This window comes from Cysteiniphilum sp., assembly GCF_057495195.1.
On record NZ_JBXTEF010000128.1, the window covers coordinates 1 to 17,739 of the forward strand.

At 38.8% G+C, this 17,739-nt stretch carries 14 protein-coding genes and 1 tRNA gene; 7 read left to right on the forward strand and 8 right to left on the reverse strand.

The window, feature by feature from the left end:
* The first annotated feature begins 249 nt into the window (after window positions 1-249).
* Entirely contained in the window at window positions 250-1,656 is a 1,407-nt protein-coding gene (locus tag ACY10D_RS10750) for an APC family permease (RefSeq protein WP_487000732.1), read from the forward strand.
* Window positions 1,657-1,764: 108 nt separating this feature from the next.
* Here ACY10D_RS10750 and ACY10D_RS10755 read toward each other — a convergent pair whose 3' ends face one another.
* The 7 genes from ACY10D_RS10755 to ACY10D_RS10785 all read right to left on the reverse strand — a co-directional run bounded on the left by ACY10D_RS10755 (window position 1,765) and on the right by ACY10D_RS10785 (window position 9,770).
* The gene (locus ACY10D_RS10755) at window positions 1,765-5,121 is read right to left on the reverse strand and encodes a UvrD-helicase domain-containing protein (protein WP_487000733.1); all 3,357 of its coding nucleotides are present in this window, start codon (window positions 5,119-5,121) and stop codon (window positions 1,765-1,767) included.
* 52 nt (window positions 5,122-5,173) lie between these two features.
* Window positions 5,174-5,344, reverse strand: coding sequence for a hypothetical protein (locus ACY10D_RS10760; protein ID WP_487000734.1), 171 nt, complete (start codon window positions 5,342-5,344; stop codon window positions 5,174-5,176).
* 183 nt (window positions 5,345-5,527) lie between these two features.
* The gene (locus ACY10D_RS10765) at window positions 5,528-5,878 is read right to left on the reverse strand and encodes a (2Fe-2S) ferredoxin domain-containing protein (protein ID WP_487000735.1); all 351 of its coding nucleotides are present in this window, start codon (window positions 5,876-5,878) and stop codon (window positions 5,528-5,530) included.
* 15 nt (window positions 5,879-5,893) lie between these two features.
* Entirely contained in the window at window positions 5,894-6,808 is a 915-nt protein-coding gene (locus ACY10D_RS10770) for a LysO family transporter (protein WP_487000736.1), read from the reverse strand.
* A complete protein-coding gene (locus ACY10D_RS10775; RefSeq protein WP_487000737.1) occupies window positions 6,809-8,143 on the reverse strand; it encodes a TldD/PmbA family protein in 1,335 nt (444 codons plus the stop codon).
* 113 nt (window positions 8,144-8,256) lie between these two features.
* Window positions 8,257-9,378, reverse strand: coding sequence for a murein transglycosylase A (gene mltA / locus ACY10D_RS10780; RefSeq protein ID WP_487000738.1), 1,122 nt, complete (start codon window positions 9,376-9,378; stop codon window positions 8,257-8,259).
* A gap of 302 nt (window positions 9,379-9,680) precedes the next feature.
* Window positions 9,681-9,770: transfer RNA gene (locus tag ACY10D_RS10785), tRNA-Ser, on the reverse strand.
* 389 nt (window positions 9,771-10,159) lie between these two features.
* Here ACY10D_RS10785 and ACY10D_RS10790 point away from each other — a divergent pair.
* The 6 genes from ACY10D_RS10790 to ACY10D_RS10815 all read left to right on the forward strand — a co-directional run bounded on the left by ACY10D_RS10790 (window position 10,160) and on the right by ACY10D_RS10815 (window position 16,133).
* Window positions 10,160-11,038 (forward strand): glucosaminidase domain-containing protein, encoded by an 879-nt coding sequence (locus tag ACY10D_RS10790; protein WP_487000739.1) that lies wholly within the window; start codon window positions 10,160-10,162, stop codon window positions 11,036-11,038.
* A 198-nt stretch (window positions 11,039-11,236) separates the two neighbouring features.
* Complete coding sequence (locus tag ACY10D_RS10795; RefSeq protein ID WP_487000740.1) at window positions 11,237-12,256, forward strand: succinylglutamate desuccinylase/aspartoacylase family protein; 1,020 nt, start codon at window positions 11,237-11,239, stop codon at window positions 12,254-12,256.
* Between the two features lies 1 nt (window position 12,257).
* Window positions 12,258-13,550, forward strand: coding sequence for an MFS transporter (locus tag ACY10D_RS10800; RefSeq protein ID WP_487000741.1), 1,293 nt, complete (start codon window positions 12,258-12,260; stop codon window positions 13,548-13,550).
* Between the two features lie 4 nt (window positions 13,551-13,554).
* Window positions 13,555-13,977, forward strand: coding sequence for a hypothetical protein (locus ACY10D_RS10805; RefSeq protein ID WP_487000742.1), 423 nt, complete (start codon window positions 13,555-13,557; stop codon window positions 13,975-13,977).
* A gap of 112 nt (window positions 13,978-14,089) precedes the next feature.
* On the forward strand, window positions 14,090-15,526 hold the full coding sequence (locus ACY10D_RS10810) for a catalase (protein WP_487000743.1): 1,437 nt from the start codon (window positions 14,090-14,092) through the stop codon (window positions 15,524-15,526).
* Window positions 15,527-15,575: 49 nt separating this feature from the next.
* Window positions 15,576-16,133: a superoxide dismutase family protein gene (locus tag ACY10D_RS10815; protein ID WP_487000744.1), complete on the forward strand. Its 558-nt coding sequence runs from the start codon at window positions 15,576-15,578 to the stop codon at window positions 16,131-16,133.
* Between the two features lie 74 nt (window positions 16,134-16,207).
* Here the strand turns inward: ACY10D_RS10815 and mnmE are convergent, their stop codons facing one another.
* Window positions 16,208-17,557 carry a tRNA uridine-5-carboxymethylaminomethyl(34) synthesis GTPase MnmE gene (gene mnmE, locus ACY10D_RS10820; RefSeq protein ID WP_487000745.1) on the reverse strand — a complete coding sequence of 450 codons (1,350 nt, stop codon included), beginning with the start codon at window positions 17,555-17,557 and terminating at the stop codon, window positions 16,208-16,210.
* Window positions 17,558-17,739: the final 182 nt, after the last annotated feature.

Below are 17,739 nucleotides of genomic sequence, written 5' to 3' on the forward strand. Positions count from 1 at the left end.
GCTTGGTCGAGCTTTCAGACTTTACAAGGAGAAGAATTAAATGAATAGAAAAGATCCCTATAAACCTATGTTTGCAAGAGGGGTGGCAGCCGTAGGCTGACGGGGTGTTTTAAAATCATAGTTTTTCTAAAACATGTAACTTCAATTATTAATTCACACATTTGCGTAATGCCAGTAAAATAAAGCGCTATTCAATTGCGTTTGTTGTCGTTATAATTTTGGCGTTTTAGATAAAATTATAGTGAAAATATGCAGATTTCATCCTCAAAATCACTGACGCTATTGCGTTTGGTGATGATTAATATTATTGCCGTTGATAGTTTACGTAATATATCCATTACTGCGCAAGCCGGCTGGGTTGTGGTTAGTTTCTATATTTTAGCTGCGATTGTGTTTTTAATCCCCTGCGCGTTATTAACAGCAGAGATGGCAACAGGCTACGCCAAAAACGGTGGCATCTATCTGTGGACGAAAGAAGCCTTTGGTGCCAAGACAGGCTTTGTGATCTTATGGCTGCAATGGGTCTATAACCTTGTATGGTTTCCGTCAATATGTGGCTTTTTTGCAGGGATTATTGCTTATATTATCGCACCATGGTTTGGTCTAAATCCTAATACGCTTGTCATGAGCCCGTGGTATATGATCAGTATGAGCTTATGCATGTTCTGGCTGGCAACGATTATTAATTTATTTGGGATCAAAACCTCAAGTACCCTAAGTGTCATTGGTGCGATCGTTGGTACCTTAATGCCGATGTTGTTGATTATAGGTTTGGCATTATTTTGGGTCATGGCAGGGCAACCTATCTTAAAGCCGCAAACCGTTTCAGATGTATTGCCAAGTTTTGCCAATATCAGCAGCTGGGGATTATTCTTGACGGTGATGTTTAGCTTATTTGGCCTAGAGATGAGCTCTATTCATGCCGGAAATGTAAAAAATCCCAAGAAGAATTTCCCTAAAGCACTATTGATTTCCAGTGTTGTTATTTTACTGTCACTGATATTATCCAATATCGCGATCTTTACAGTGAATAGTAGTACGGGTGGGCAGGTTGATATTGTCACTGGGCTTATGGCATCATTTAATTATTTCTTTACACAATTTAATATGCCGTGGATGTCAGATGTTATTGCATTAACCTTAGTGCTTGGCGCGTTTACTACAGTAGCTGCTTGGATTATGGGCTTATCGCGCGCGTTTACGGTAGCTGCTGAAGATGGTCTTATTAGTAAAAGATTGGCGCAAACCAATAAATATGAAGCACCAAGTAAAGTGCTTATTCTGCAAGGGATTATCTTTTCACTGTTTTGTTTAAGCTATGTGTTGATGCCAAGTGTTAATTCAGCGTATTGGTTTTTAAGTGCATTAACCGCACAACTTGCTGTTTTAGCTTATATTGGTATGTTTGCTGCAGCGATTAAATTGCGCCGCCAAAATCAACCAAAACCTGGACAATATGTTATTTTCGGGGGTGTCAAGGGCACCATCTCAATGGCTGTTTTGGGCTTTATTGGCTGTGTTATTGCGATTAGTGTTGGCTTTATTCCAACCTCAGATGTGACGATGTCAGCAGTGAACTTTGACTTGCTATTACTTACTGGGATTATCATAGCGCTAGTAATTCCTTATGTTATTACACGAAATTATCAAGCTTAGGCAATAAGCTCAATTATGTTGGTGCCGTTATTAGCAAAACGAGGGCTTCGACTGATGCTCAGCCCACGGCGTTAATCGTTCCCTGAGCGAAGTCGAAGGGGGTATTATTTACAACGCTTGAAGATGTGGAATCAACGGAAAATAAAGTGAAAGCTTAATGTCGCTTGGATTTATCCTAAAATAGCGGGCAATTAGCTTTTGATAATTGGTAAGTTGCGCACGATAGGTTGCTGCCTGAGTGCTTACAAAGTCCTCCAAAGATTCATTGCTCACTGGTGTCGCAAATTTATAATCAATAATATGATATTGACCATTCTCGATAATAATCCGATCAGCAATGTACTTTTGTGTTTTACCAAAGTTCAAATGAAGCATTACTTGTTCATGCATACCATGAGCATTGATAATCCAAGGAAACTGTTGGGTGGTATTGGTGATTGCCTCTTTGGCTAAAGCATATGATTGAGCATGATGGGTTTTAGCAATAGCATGTTGATGCAAGCAAAGTGCAAAATAACTTTGCCAATGGTTGATGTTATCTTTGGCGCTACTTAAGTAATTAAACAGCTGATGTAATGCGGAGCCGATTTGACGATCACTAGTTAATACGAGTTCACTAAGATCAGGATGATTTAAATCATTTTCTTTATCTGTTTTATCTGCATTATCAGCGCTATCTACTTCAACTGCTGTTTGGTCATGTTCAAAGTTGGGTACGGCAGTCGTTGAGTAGTTCTGTATCTGCTTAATGACTTTATAGTATGGTATTGGTTTTTTTGGCTCTTGGTCAGCCGAAATAGCTGATATATCATTGTTTACGTTATCACAAATAACCCAAGGCAAGTTTAATGGTGCTAGAAGCGCTAAAAAGCTATTATTGGCAGCTTTGATATCATTGCTATTTTCATTAATCGCAGTAAATAAAAGTACTGATTTGGCGCGAGTGACAGCAACATATAAGAGTCGTTGAAGCTCATATTCAGCACGCTTTTTCTGCATGCTTTGGATGACTTTGAAAAGTGGCGGTACTTCCTTGTCCCAGCTATGTTTAATAGGGCTTAAAAGCAAATGATCTTTGCCATCGCTTAGGCGTACCGTATCATGCAAGAAAAGAGGTGTGTCATCGGCTTTGCCGCGTTTATCAAGTTGCGGTAAGATTACAAAATCAAATTCTAAACCCTTGGATTTATGGATCGTCATAATCAGTACATTGCTTTGTGATGGACTACTAACAAACTTGCGTTTTAATCGCGCGATAAAGCGATCAAACTGTTCAATGGCGGTTTTGTCATCGGTTAAATGACTTTGCAAAAGGTTAATAAAGCTTGCAAACAACGCATGATCATTATGAATACTAAAGCCATCAAGTGCTTGCCAGATAATCTTTAAACGCGTAGCCAATGGACTGCGAACACCATTAAAAAAAGCATCATTAATCCAGCTTAGCAAATAAAATGCTTTTTGTTGGTGGGGCTGGCTTTGTTGCATCTTAAGATAAAGTGCTAACTTGGTATGAAATGAATAAGGCTTCTCACCTTGTTGCTCATTTAATTTTATTTGCTCAATCGTTTGCAGTTCATTTAAGGAAAAACCAAACAAAGGTGATTGCAGTAAACTCACCCAGTAAATAGGCTGCTCAGGATTGTTTAAAAGCGCACAAAGGCACAATAGATCCATCACCATTGGTTGGTGGTAGAATGTTTCTATTTCATTTTCAACAACAGCAACTCCTTGAGCCTTTAATACGGGAACAAGATGCTTTAGGTGGCTACGTGCACGCACTAAAATGGCAACTTGATGATCTGGATGTTTATTAAGATGTGCTTTAATACTATCGGCAATAAACAGTGCTTCTTGTGTCAGATCGGCAAATAATCGATAGTCAATAGCCTTTTGATTAATCTCTTGTGATAGCGTTGTTGCCGGCGCATAACTAATACCGCCATAGTTTCTATCATCTTCGTTAGGAAAAATGCTGCAGAAATGATGATTCACCCAATCAACAATTGATTTGTGTGAACGGAAATTGCAATCAAGCTGTAAAAACTCCAATGCCACTTGATTGATGCCATGCATTTTAACATCTAGAAATTGATTGACCTCAGCCTGGCGAAAACGATAGATAGATTGCATTGGATCGCCAACAATAAACAGTGTTTTGCCATCATTGGTTTGCCATTCAAGAGTGAGCATTTGCAGTAACTTAAATTGTAAAATTGAGGTGTCTTGAAACTCATCAATCAAAAGGTGCTTGATCTGATGATCAAGGTAAAGCATCAAATCAGTCGGTGCTTCACTATTACCAAGGGCAGATAACGCTTGTAACGACACTTCATTGAAGTCAAGCAAAGCGCGTGCTTTAAATACAAGCTTTAGATAGGATACCAAGCGCAATTCAATACGCGCGATTGCACTTAATATTTGCCATTCTTGATCGTTCAATAATAAGCGCTCATATAGACGTAGCTTAGCAACTAATGAGGTGATATCTAATAAACTGTTATCGCTAAAGGATTGCGTATAGCCAATAAGCCATTGGGCATAACCCTTGGCTTTGGCATCTTTGGCAGGGAGACCTTGTCTTGCATTAAATGTTTTGCGAAAAGTATTGTCATTGGTAAAAAGCAGTTTAATGAGTCGTTGCCAAAAAATGGGACTGTCTTCATCTATCACGGTTTCGTTATATTCATTATCACAAAATGTCAGTATTTCATGTAATGTGAGTTGATTTTGATCAATGTTTAACAGTCTACTTAAACGCTGTTGAAGCTCAGCAAAAAGTGCCTGAAAGCCAGATTCGATAATTGTTTTACTTTTTTTACTGTGAGTTGTATCCGTATTTATTAACTCGGATGATAACAAGATGCCAAGCCACTGTTCACGTCTAGCGAGCATACTGCTAAGCAGGTTTTTTACACGAGTAATATCATTATCAAGATGGGCTAACAGATCATGTAAATCCTGATAAAAAGGACTTTGTTGATGGGTGTCATTGATAAAGTCATCAATAGCTTGTTCGTATAATAGCTCTGGCGCGTCACTGATCTCGGCATTAAATGCTTCATCTGTTTCAAACATGAGTTGTTTGGATAGGCTCTGACAAAAGGCATCAATGGTCATAATCCGCAAGCGCTTAGGACTCATTAAGAGCTGCCACTCTTTGCGCTTATCTTGTAATAAGGCTTGTTGGGCAAGTTTGAATGTGAGCTTCTTATGTGGCTCATCTGGTTCAGGGTTGTTTTGTGCAGCTAACAGGGATTGATAAATCCGCTGCTGCATTTCATTAGCCGCTTTATTGGTAAAGGTAAGTGCGATAATTTCCTCAGGTGCCTCAACATGAGCCAGTAGATTCAAATAACGCTGCGTTAAGGTTTCGGTTTTACCAGAGCCTGCAGGCGCTTGTACGATAAAGGATTTTTTAGGGTTAAGTGCTTCATTGCGTGCCGCAGCATCATTAGGAATCATAATGTAAAGAGGATTGATTATGTTGAATGATATCCTAATCGATTCTTATTCTTTATTCATTATTATTACTGCGTTCATTTTTTAAATGGCGAATCTGCTCACTCGGAATCTGTAAGGTTTTAGCGACAACAGAAATTGGCACGCCCATTTTAAGCATCGCCATGGCGTCATGATAGACGTGTGCCTGTAATGTGGGTGTCTGTGTATTGTATCTATTTTGCATATCCATAATACGATCTCCTTTTTAATTGTTTAAAACATGGTAGCGTAAAATTTGGTAGTATGCGAATAATTTTAATGCAACTAAGAGATGATTTTTGTCTTCAAGAATTTCACTGTAATGAACTAAGTATCAGTTGTGTTTTGGTTAAGTAACCAGAGGCAGTTGGTTTTATGACGTTTAAGTCTAATTTTTAATTTGATACTTTGTCACGACCTTGCCATTAATTAAATGTGACTGAATAATCTCCTCAAGAACTTCGGGGGTGCATGAGTGATACCATACTCCTTCAGGATAGACAACGGCAATCGGTCCTTGTATACATATGCGTAGACAATTGGCTTTGGTGCGGTAGATCTCGCCAGATTGTGAAAGTTTAAGCTCAGATAGTCGTTTTTTCAGATAGTCCCATGCAACGAGAGAGTCATCTTTGTTGCAGCATTTATCAATGTTTTGATCGCAACATAAAAAAATATGGCGTTTAATGTTATTCAAACCTAACATTTGCGCTTTTTGGGTTAATAATTCATCTTGCATAACAATCCTTAAAATTTAAAAGGGAATAAGGTTAAATAGTGGAATAAGAATTGGCGTCGCCAAAGTTAATACAAATCCACTACTAATAGCAACAGGCACTGCCTGAATACCAATGTGATCTTTAATGACAGGTAAGCTAAAATCCATTGCTGTGGCGCCACTATAACTCACCAGTTCAGTAGGAATACGTTTAGCCAACATCGGAATCACAATAATCGCGATAATTTCGCGTGAGAAATCGATAAAAAATGTCATTGTACCGAAGTGGGCGTCAATCAGCTGAGCATTTAAAATACTGGCTAAACTATACCAGCCAAAGCCGCTTGTAAGCATTAATGCGTGCGCAAGTGGGATGTTAAAGAAAAGCCCCAAGATGGCACCAACAGCAAGGGAGCTAATCATTAAGATAATCGCAATCATAATGCCGGTCTTATTCTTGAGAATCTGAGTTAGTGAGTGACCCTCACGTCGCATTTGGATCCCAATAATAAATAAAATCATGATTAAAATACCGTCAATAATTAGTCCGATATGAATAAGTGGTTTATTGATAAATAGTCCAACTAAAGTACCAATGATAAGATACAATAGATATTTACAACTGGTCAGGATAGGCTTCAGTGGGCTTTGTGCTTTGACCATGTCGTGGTGTGCTTTAATTGCGCGTTTTGGCTTTAAACACAAATAACCATAGACTGCTAACACATTGATAGCAAACAAGGCGGCAATAAAGCTTAAGGTAATGCCAAGCATTGAAACAAGCTCACCTTGCAGTTTATAGATAAGCTCACCAAAGTTGTAACCCATGACCGCAATAATCAGACTAATCATCGCTGAGAGTAGTTTATTCATCAGCTTGTTAGATAAGAATTTAAGATCAATAAAATAACCGAGAATTAATGCCGATAGAATGATAAGCGCTTGGGTCATTTACTCACCACTAATGCTACATTGTTTTATGAGCAGTGAACCACTTTGGATCCGTGAAAAAGGTTCAATATCATCACCCATCGCAATAATATTTTGTAGCATATCGCTTAGATTGCCGGCAATGGTAAAGTTATCAATCGGATAGCAAATTTCGCCTTTCTCAACATAATAGCCCATCGCACCTTGTGAGTAATCACCTGTGGTAATATGAAAGCCTTGCCCCATGGTTTCATGGATAATCACTCCCTTATCGATCGATTTAATAAGGGCATCATACGCTTGAATATTGCTGCTATGAACTGTTAAGTTACTAATGCCTCCGGCGTTGCCTGTTGTTTCACGCTTTAGCTGACGTGCGCTATAACTACTTAATAAATAGCGATTTAGAACGCCATGGGTAATAATTGGATTTTCACCCAAGTTAACGCCTTCATTATCGTAGGGTTGATTACCAAGCGCATGTGGAATGTTAGGATTCTCGACAAGGCTAATATCATGAGCAACAATTGATTGATCAATTTTATCCAAAAGGAAAGTATCTTTGTGATATTGGCGTTGTCCTTTAATGGCGGATAATAATGCACCCCAAAATGAGCGAGCAATAGATGGCGATAGTAGAATGGGCAATTGTTGACTTTGGATGCGTCGCGGGTTTCTGCGATCTAGCGTACGTTTAAGCGCAAGTTTGGCAATATGCTTAATACCTGGCAACATGGTGAAATCATGTGCACTATAGTAAGCGTTATCGCGTTGCATGCCATGGTTGTCTTTGGCAATCAGCCCCATGCCGATGCTGTGACGTGTTTCAGGATACACATGTAAAAAACCGTGATTATTGGCAAAACCATGCAAAATCTCAAAACTATCAATATCAACACCTTCAGAGTGATCAATGTTACTACTCTCAAGTGCTATTGCCTCGCAATGCTGGGCATGTTCAATGAGTTTATCAATACTAAAGTTTGCAATTGGTTGATAAAGCTCAGGCATTGCAGATGGTGTGCATAGAAAGCGCTTATCAATAACTCCGGCAAAAGGGTCCTTCTCAGTAAAGTTAGCGATGGTTTTGGCATTATCAATAATCGATAGAATACTTTTTTCACTAAGATCAGAGGTTTCAGCGTAACCTGTTTTTCCTTGATGATAAATAGTTACACTCAATTGCTGAGTAACATTATATTCTAAGGTTTCAGCTTGCTGATCGCGAACGGCAATAACATGTCCTTGGTCATAGCTACAATTGATTTCAAAAGCATCGATATTTTTCTTATGCAGCACGTCACTTGCAAATTGAAGAATATCTTGTAAATAACGCTTTTTATCGAGAATAGACATGTGTAGTAATATTAAAAGATTTAAAGTTTAATGTGCTATATTATCGGCAATTGCTTAGGATAAGGCAAATCTTGATTGGCGTTTTTTGGTGTTTTTAACGCTTTAATAGGGAATTACTTTTTGCTCAAGTGAAACGCATCGGCCTTTGGCAATAGCACAAACATTTTACCTAGATTCTTCATGTGTCCGGCGTAATACTCAGCATCGCTACCACTACCCCAAAATACATCACCACGAATAGCACCACGAATGGCTCCTCCTGTATCTTGAGCAATCATTAAACGATCAAGTTTATGCGTTTTATTATGATTGCCTTGATAGGTTGTGCTTAACCAAACAGGTGTACCATATTGGTAGAACTTATTATCAATGGCAATGGAATATCCTGGCGTTAATGGTACACCTTGGGCACCAATGGGATTACCATGACTAAGCACACGGAAGAAGACAAAAGAAGGATCATAGTTTAATACTTTATCAGCGTCTTTGGGGTGATGGTATAACCATTTTTTGATCGATTGCATCGTGATGTCTTCGCGAGGCATTAGTTTGTTTTCAAGTAAATAGCGACCAATTGGACGATAAGGGTGGCCATTTTGACTGTCATACCCAACAAGAATGCTATCGCCATTGGTTAGTTCAATTCGACCAGATCCTTGAATCTGTAGAAAGGTGCGCTCAACACGTGAACTTACCCAAGCAATGATGTCTTTGCGCGTGAAAAAATTATTTTTGGCAATTTCTTCACGTGTGTAATAGGGCGTGAACTTGCCTTTAACCATACGTCCGTATTGCGTGCCTGAGGATGTTTTTTTCTGGATTAAATCAGCAGGTGTTTTATAAATAGGGACTTGGAATTCTGCTGTTGGGTATAAGCTGCCTGATATCGCTGGCGCGTAGTAACCAGTAAACAAACCTTGTGATTCATCATTGTAACGCACCATAAATGGTGAGAAGTTTTGCTCAATCATCTCACGTGCACGTCGGTCGGTATGTGCTGATACGGCTAATATATTCTGGCAACTGCCTTGCCAGTCTTTATTATAGTTTTTATTTTTGACAATGGCTTTGCACGAAATCTGTAATGCTTGATAGGCTTGCATTTGATCGCCACAATCCCAGTCGGGTAATGCTTGATAGGCAACTGGTTCAAAGCTAATACTTGTGTTTGCCAATAAACACAAAGGCAAAAATGAGGTCAATGTGCTTAAGCAAAGCAAGTATTTTATTCGCATAGACGTATCTACAACAGATGTTTATATTTTAAGATGTTGCCATTGTCGCGATCTATCGCCAGATGTCAAGTGTGTTTTTTATGATCATGTTTGTAAAGAGTGTAAATACTTGCTCAAAGACATGCATCACTCCCTGAGCGAAGTCATAGGGGAACGTTAACTATCGAAGTCAACTGATCATTGTGAGCATCATCGTAGCATCGACACTATTGTTTATTGGAGGAGTTATTTTAAAGTTTTATTTATTTTAAATCTTATCCATTGATTTATAAAGGATTGAAGTGTGTCGAAAAGATAAATTCTGGCGGAGGGGAAGAGATTCGAACTCTCGATACGCGTTAACGTATACACGCTTTCCAGGCGTGCTCCTTCAACCACTCGGACACCCCTCCAGAAAATTAATTTGTTCAACCCGTGGTTGATTTGTTACTAAGCTTAATCAAAGCATGTGCATCCTAGCAAAGTAGATCCTAGAAAGCAAGGTGCTTGATATCTTAAAATATCAGGGTAAAGTCGGCGCAAATTAAGTTTTTTTGGTGCTTATATTGTTATTCCAATATGTATTAGCATTTCATTGCTATTAGCTTTCCTGATAAAAGAACCAAAATGCACAGAAATAAAAGCGGAATAATGCTAAGACGACTATACTCTAAGCGGTAAAATGTCTGTATAGCATGTAAAGAGAAAAGAAATGGCAAGGATAAATAGCATTAGAAGTATTAAAAGTAAAAGCATTATATTCATGATAGTGCTTTTGAACGCGTGTACAACAGCAAATAACATGCCAGATTCATCAAATTATTCAGGGGCGCAAAAACAGCAAACATACGCACAAAGAAATACAGATACTAACAAAGATGACGTTTTAACAAAACTGAATTTGCCACCAAGTTGTAGTTATGATAGAGCTTATAAATACTTAGTATTAAAGGGTGATGCGATTGATAGGATTGCTCATCGTATTGGTGTGTCATCTGGGTGCATTGTGCAGATGAATAATCTTGAAGATAATGACTTATCTATTTCACAAGCGCTGCGACTGCCGAAGCAAGCGTTTATTAATACGATGCTTACTAAGATGTGTCCGATCAATCGACAGATTCTTAAAGATCGTGACTTTTTATTAGCACTAGAATCAAAGCCTGCGATTACATCTCAAGATAAAGTCCGTTTACGCAAGTTGGCAGATGTTTATGCGCTACAAGCTTATGAAAAGGATGATAGCAGTTTGATTAACCATCTTTTGTTAAGAGTGAATATTATTCCTGAAAGCTTGACTTTGGCGCAGGCAATTGTTGAGAGTAATTGGGGTGGTTCGCGTTTTGCAGTGCATGGCAAAAATTATTTCGGCTTGCATTGTTTTTCACAAGGTTGTGGTATTGCACCTAAATACCCAACACCAGGAGTGATTGATGAAGTCAGTGAGTTTACTGATGTGAGTGCAGGTATTACCGATTACTATCGAGTGCTTAATACTCTGGCGCCTTATGCTGAGTTTAGAGAGCAAAGAGCACAGTTAATTATGTTGAACGGCTATGATTTAGCAGATTATTTGCAGTCTTATTCAGGTTTGAAAGGTGACGAATATGCGACGATTCTAAAGACTGTGATGCGTCACAATCATCTTGGGCAATATGATGGTTTATGTGAAAAAATCTAGGTGCTTTTAGGTGTTTTGATGATCTCTTTGTATTAAAAAGTAAAAATTTATGTTTTTTATTGTTTAGCTTGTGCTAATAATAGCTATACTCTTTCTACGTAACTTTTAATGATTTCAATTATTCGAGATTTGAGATCTTTTATAGCGTCTTAAATGCTGTTGAAATTACAATAAAACAAACAAGGTCAGTAATAAAAAATGAAAAATAGTAGTTTCAAAATTTGTGATGCTAGTGTTCACCCAGGAGAGAAAGCAACATTAGCATTGCCTTTGCCTGAGCAATATTCATGCTCACCAATGTATATGCCAATTAAAGTCATTAATGGCAGGCAAAGTGGACGCAAACTTTTGGTGTTTGCGATGATTGATGGTAATGAGTTTAATGGATTAGAAATCGCTAATCAGTTATATGATGATATCTCTGCTGATGAGTTGCATGGAACATTGGTTGCTATTCCGGTTTTGAATGTTTATGGTTTGTCGCATTTCCCCAAGCCAACACCAAGTGGTGTGAGACTAAGCGCGTGCTTTCCAGGCGATGAGCATGGCAGTTTTGGAGAGCGTATTGCACATATCTTTACTCAAGAAATATTGACACAGATTGATTGCTGTATTGAGTTAAACACAGGCTCGTTGAATCATGAAATTTTGCCACAAGTGTATTGCAACTTTGACAATGTTGAGGCGAAGAAATTAGCCAGAGCCTTCCAAGCACCGGTTATCACTGAGGTTGAGACTAATCAAAGCGGTATTCGCATCACAGCAGAGAGTTTGAATATTCCTTTATTGGTATATGAAGCAGGTGAGGCACAACGTTTTGATCAAGCTGCGATTCAAGTTGGTTTAGATGGTATTAAAAATGTGATGTGCAAACTTAGAATGCTCAGTGGTGAGGTCGATGATAATGTAACACCTGTATTTTCAAAAGATGATGATTGGCTTATTTCATCATCATCAGGTGTTTTGCACAGTGAAGTAGCACTGGGTGAATCGATCAAAAAAGGTGATAAAATTGGGCGTCTGACAGATTCATTTAGCAATGAAAATGCAACAGTAATTAAATCAGATCTTGATGGGGTGATTGTTGGAATTAACCGCTCACCACTAATTCAAGAGGGAGTTTCTATCTTTAAGGTGGCGTCATTTATTGATAATCAAAGAGCGGAGGAGATTCTAGAAGAATGGGAGGAAGAGCACAAACCTGAGGTTGACGAATAAAATGAGTCAAAATCAAAAAATGAGTTTTATCGGCACGATCATTTGGTTGGTCTGTGCATTATTTTTCATGTATGAGTTTTTACTTAGAACGATTCTAGGTACATTTGAACACCCCATTATTCAGGATCTGAATTTAAACCTTGTGACATTTGCCATCCTAAGCTCAACAGCCTATCAGTTAGTTTATGGCATTATGCAAATTCCAGTAGGTATTATTACTGATCGTTTAGGTTTAAAAAAGACCTTATTCGTTGCCGTATTTTTCTGTGCATTGGCAGTTACTGGCTTTGGCATGAGCTTTGGCTTTGATAGTGCTTTTGTTTTTAGGGTATTAATGGGACTTGGCTCATCTTTCGGCTTTATCTGTTTGTTAGTGGCTGTTTATGACTGGATGCCACGCAAACATATTGCATTGTTTATTGGCTTATCTCAATTCATAGGTACAATGGGACCAATGTTGGCAGCAGGTCCTCTAAATAGCTTATCATCACATGCTGAGTTGCCATGGCGTTATATTTTTTATGCGTTAGGTGCGATTGGTGTTGTGATTGCGGTTATTGTTCTTCTTGTTGTTCGCAATAATACGGATTACACGGGAAGTTTTCGTATTTTAAAGCGCCAAGAGCGCTTGCAAGTTAATCTTTGGCAGCTAGTACGTCAACGTCAGGTTTGGTATATTGCCTGTTATTCAGCTTGCGTTTATTTTGCCATAGAATATTTCTCTGAAAATAGTGGTAAAGCGTTTTTAATGTTGCATGGTTTTAGCTCCGATGTATCATCTTATATGTTAACGCTGTCATGGTTAGGTTATGCCATTGGCTGCCCACTTTTAGGCTTTATCTCAGATCGCACCAGTAAGCGCAAGCGTATGATGATGTTTGCCGCGATTATTTGTATTTTGTCGGTGCTATGCATTACCTATTTTCCGGTCAATATTATCGTTATTAGTATTGCCTTTTTTGGTCTTGGTATTGGTGTTAGTGGTCAGAGTATTGGCTTTGCAATTATGGCGGAGCAATGCAATAACAATTATCTGGCAGCAGGCTTGGGTCTTAATAATGCCATGATTATGCTTTTAACCTCTTTGATGGCGCCTTTGATTGGTGGTGTACTTGCCTATTTATCAAAAGGACAAGCTTTAAGTATTACTAATTATCAGCATGGCTTTTTATTAATTCTTGCTGTGATAGCTATTGGCGTCTTAATTAGTATTTTCTTGATTAAAGAGACATTTTGTAAGTCAACCAAAGAGACGACCAAGTTGACTGTAACCACATTGAAAACAGTAGAGTAAATCAATGACGACGGTGAAAGTGGCATTAAAACGATCTTTCATTCAGCTTGTCGTCATCATTTTATTGTTTAGCTTTTGTTTTTTTATTATTTTTGAGCTCTTACATGCAGCACTTTTTTATAGCGCGCTTATGCTATGGATTATTGCCCTTGTTGGCATGTTATTAAATTATTTATCGGCTAGACAATTAAACGCAATTGTTTTAACTGAAACTGCGCATACGCGTAAGATTAACTTACATTATGGTAATGATTGGTATAATGATGTGACGATTCGCCGTAGCATTATGATTGCAGGCACGTTATATTTAGAATGCCAATGTGCACAGAAGAAGCGTTTAAAGCTGTGGCTATTTAGGGATCGGTTTAAAAGTAGCAAGGAGCGTTATCAATTGATCAGGTTTTTAGTATTGCATGGTGATAAATAAAATATATTAAAAATAAAAATATAATATATTTCTCATGAGGAAGAGGTGAAGATAAGATTGAAAGTATAAACATTTTCAACAAGTTGCATAACCACGATAAGGAGAGTTCAAAATGGACAAAAAATATTTAACAACCAATAATGGCGCACCGGTGCCCAATGATAATACCAGTATCAGTGCTGGTGAGCGTGGCTCGTTAACCTTTGATAATTTCAGGTTATTTGAGAAGCTTGCGCATTTTAATCGTGAGCGTATTCCTGAGCGTGTTGTGCATGCGCGTGGCTCTGGCGCCTATGGTGTATTTACTTTGAAAGAAGATTTATCACATTTAAGCATTGCTGATTTCTTGCAAGGCGAAGGGAAACAAACAGATGTATTTATCCGCTTCTCCACGGTAGGAGGCGGTCAGGATTCAAGTGATTATGCGCGTGATCCAAGAGGTACTGCAATTAAGTTTTATACTAAGCAAGGCAATTATGATATTGTCGGCAATAATACACCGATATTCTTCCTAAGAGACCCGAGTAAATTTCCAGATTTTATCCATTCACAAAAGAAAAACCCGCAAACCAACTTGCCAGACCCTGCAGCGATGTATGAATTCTGGGCCAAGAATCCTCAGTCATTGCATCAAATGACCATTTTAATGTCTGATCGCGGTATTCCTAAGAGCTATCGCCATATGCATATGTTTGGTTCACATACCTTAAGTTTGTATAATGCTAAAGGTCAACGTTTTTGGGTCAAATGGCATTTTAAAACTCAGCAAGGTATAGAGAATCTAACGGATGAAGAAGCCGCTAAAATGTCTGGTTTTGGTGCGCAGAAAGATCTTTTTGATGCTATTTCCAGGGGAGATTTTCCAAAGTGGGATGTCAAGATTCAGGTAATGACAGAACAAGAGGCACAACATTATCATATTAATCCATTTGATTTAACCAAAGTCTGGCCACATGCTGATTTCCCATTGCAGCAGATCGGTGTGCTTGAGTTAAATCGCAATGTTGACAATTACTTTGCTGAAGTTGAGCAATCAACTTTTGCGCCAAGCAACCTCATACCTGGCACAGGTGCCTCTCCTGATAAAATGCTGCAAGCAAGGCTGCTTGCCTATCAAGATGCGCACCGTTATCGAGTTGGTGTTAACGCGCATCACCTACCAGTTAACGCGCCAAAATGCCCAATGCATAATTATCAACGTGATGGTGCGATGGCAGGCACTGGTTTAGATATCTCGCAAAGTAGTGATGTGAACTTTTATCCAAACCAGCAAAGTAGCGCACCAACTGAAGCACTTCAATATCAAGAACCACCATTAAGAGCATCTGGTGATATTGATTATTATGATGCACAAGCTGAGGATAACTACTCACAAGCAGGGGATTTGTTTCAGTTAATGAATGAATCACAAAAGCAGCAGTTAGCAAATAATATTGCCGGCGGGTTAGTGCATGCGACAAAGGAAGTGCAAGCCATCATGCTTGAGCAATTTAATCAAGCACATCCTGAATATAAGAAGTATGTAGAGGAGGCACTCATGCAGCAATGAAGTTTTAAATATAAAATTAATCTTAATCGTAATCATGGAGGACTTTAGCATGAAAATATTAAATACATTAGGTATGGTGTTAGCACTATTAGGCGTAATTATTTCTTCAGGTATGGCACAATCAGATGCAATGAATACTACAAGTCAAGCAGCGGCAATTAATGGACAACAAAAAATCACTATTAAGATGTATAGTACTACAGCTAAGCATACTTATGTGGGGACGGTAACGGTTAGTGCATATGACAATGGTTTGTTGTTTACTCCTAAGCTTCATGGCTTGGTCGCATCGACAGCGCATGGCTTTCATATCCATCAAAACCCTAGCTGTGATAATGGTGGTATGGCAGCCGGTGGGCATTGGGATCCTAGTAAAACAGGGAGTCACCAAGGCCCTTATGGTGATGGGCATCTGGGTGATCTGCCAATATTATATGTTGATAAAGAAGGTGATGCCAACTCCCCTGTGTTTGCACCTAGGATACATAACTTAAATGAAATTAAAGGGCATAGCTTAATGATTCACGCAGGAGGAGATAATTATTCAGATCATCCAGAGGCACTTGGCGGTGGAGGAGCAAGAATGTGGTGTGGTGTTATTCAATAAAACTCAAGCATTTTAGTCGCTAGTCGTTCAATTGGTATTCATCCGTTATCAATCGTATGCTTTAGCGTTTGAACCTACTTCCCAATACAAAAACTACTAAATATCTCACCTAATAGATCATCGGTGCTAAACTCACCTGTAATCGATGAAAGTTGTTTCTGGGCAAGATTTAATTCTTCAGCTAATAGCTCACCATCTTTATGCATCAGGTGACTAAATGCCATCTCTAGGTGATCCTGTGCTTTAGTTAAGGCATTAATATGACGTTCTCTTGCAGTAAATACGCCTTCAGTGGTTTGCTCATAGCCAATGGCTTTAAGCAGATAATCGCGTAATTTATTGATGCCAATATCATGCTTGGCAGAGATATATAGGTGATTGTCATGATTATCGCTGTTGTGATCAGTTAGATCGACTTTATTGTAGATATAAGTAATCGGGATGTGTGATGGAATATGGGTGAAAAACTCAGGGGCAAGCTCGGTGATTTTTTTATCTTTGGTGTCGTTAATATCAGCGACTAATAGAATATGATCTGCTTTTTTAATTGCCTCTAGCGCGCGTCTTACACCTTCGGTTTCAATCACATCATTGCTGACTCTGAGTCCTGCAGTATCGATAATATGCACAGGAATGCCATTGATTTGGATATATTCGCGTAAGGTATCACGCGTTGTACCCTCGATGTCAGTAACGATTGCACTTTCTTTTCCTGCTAAAGCATTTAATAAACTTGATTTACCCGCATTGGGCTTGCCAGCGATAACGATCTCAACACCTTCGCGTAATAGTGCACCTTGTTTGGAGTTGTATAGTACTGAGTCAACATTATGCTGTACTTGTAGTAATTGCGTTTTGATATGTTCATCAGCCAAAAAGTCGATTTCTTCTTCGGGAAAGTCAATTGCCGCTTCAACATGAATGCGTAGCTGAATTAAGGACTCAACTAAAGTATCAATATGCTGAGAGAACCCCCCTTGCAATGAACGCATGGCTGATTTAGCAGCTTGTTCAGATGACGCATCAATCATATCGGCAATGGCTTCAGCTTGGGCTAAATCAATTTTGTCATTAAGGTAAGCACGTTCGGTAAACTCGCCAGGTTTGGCAAGGCGAGCACCGTGTTCAATAGTGGTTTGTAAAATAAGGTTTAATACCACTGGACCGCCATGAGCTTGTAGTTCAACAACGTCCTCGCCAGTATAGGAATGAGGCGCTTTGAAATACAATGCAATGCCTTGATCTAATGTTTCATTATTTGCATCTTTAAATGGCAGAAAATGGGCATGTCTCGCCTTAAGAGGTGTTTGCGTAATCTTGTGCGCAATGGCATAGGCGTCTTTGCCGGAAATGCGAATAATGCCCACGCCACCCTTTCCGGGGGCTGTGGCAATTGCGGAAATTGTGTCAGAATTGATAAGCATTTTAACGTTAAGTACATAATATAAAATATGCAGGTTAGAATAGCGGATTTTATACCGCTCGTGAATCATTTTTGATATCGACTAAGTTTTTACCGTACTTTGAGCGAAGCCAAAGGTTGAAATAATGGCTTCGACTGGCGCTCAGTCAACGTCTAGGCTGTGGAGGTGAGTAAAAAACGGTT